Below are 1163 nucleotides of genomic sequence, written 5' to 3'. Positions count from 1 at the left end.
GTTTGTAGAGCGCATTAAAAAATTTCATTTTTTGTGTCAAAAGGTCATTTCCAAAAGCAGGCTGACCTATCCATATCCATGATTTTCCAGAGGCGTGAAGACTTTCAGTAATTTCGATAATTCTTTGTTTGTAGATGTGCATCCATTCTGATTGATCTGTGTTAATGATGCTATAAGAGTCTTTGATGGGTTGATTGTCATTTGCACCGATCATCATGATAATAACATCAGGGGTATTTTGATCAATAAGTTTAGAAATATTGCTTTGCCAAGAATAATAATCTGTTCGCACGAGACCGGAAGCGGGCATTGTATGGTTTATGATAACGATATCGCTCTTATCCGAAAAAAACTTCTTAAGGACATCTGCAACAGCAGAAGCTGCAAAATCCCCTATGACCAGAATGCGCTTTGCATTCTCGTTTTTTGGCTTTTGTATGTTTTTTTGTGTTATGATTTTTCTTTGCGGCTTGTTTATTTTTTGTTCTATAATTTGCGGTGATTGTTGTGTCTGTTTGTTTTGTTGTGACAACCATTTGAAGAAGTTGGTTGCGTGACTTGAGGAGGGTTGTATGATCCCCACAATAGAAAGTGAAAACAGCAAGAACATCAAATATATCAGACGAAAAAGAGACAAAATCTTAACGCTCCATTATTGTTTACGAAGAAGAAAAAGCACTTGAGACGATGGATATCCATTTGCTTTTAAACCGTGACGCAACTGAAAAGCTTTAATTGCTTTGCGGGAGGCTGTTCCGATTTTCCCATCAATATTTCCTTTATAATAGCCCAGTGCACTTAAGCGAGATTGCAATTCTTTGCATTCTTGGAAGGTAAGGGGTTGAAAAGGTCTTTGCCAATCATTTACTAATCCAGGATGTCCAGCAATACGATCAGCAAGAAGGGCAACAGCAAAAGCATAACGATCTGCATTATTATAACGTGTTAGAACAAAGAAATTTTTTGTGACTAAGAATATAGGTCCTTTGGCTCCATCTGGATATTTTAATATTGCTTGTTCAGTTAATGGGGGAAGAGAATGCCCATTGGCGTATTTTACACCTAATTTTTTCCATTGTTCAAAGGAATACCACCCACTGGGAAGATTTTTTCCTTGGGGAACTCTCACCTCTACTCCCCAAATAAGGTGTGATTGCCAGCCA

2 protein-coding genes are annotated in these 1163 nt (G+C 37.7%); both read right to left on the bottom strand.

Translation table 11 applies throughout. The features are described from left to right. Positions 1-637: DUF459 domain-containing protein (locus tag ACFINC_RS09630; RefSeq protein ID WP_375617069.1), on the bottom strand; the 637-nt coding region annotated here is incomplete at its 3' end. Positions 638-652: 15 nt separating this feature from the next. Continuing rightward, on the bottom strand, positions 653-1163 hold a 511-nt coding region (locus ACFINC_RS09625), incomplete at its 5' end, for a lytic murein transglycosylase (RefSeq protein ID WP_375617068.1).

This window comes from Bartonella sp. AP58NXGY (assembly GCF_042195785.1).
Taxonomy (GTDB): Bacteria; Pseudomonadota; Alphaproteobacteria; order Rhizobiales; family Rhizobiaceae; genus Bartonella.
The sequence above is the reverse complement of the archived record's forward strand: the minus strand, read 5'-3'. Positions and strand labels throughout refer to the sequence as shown.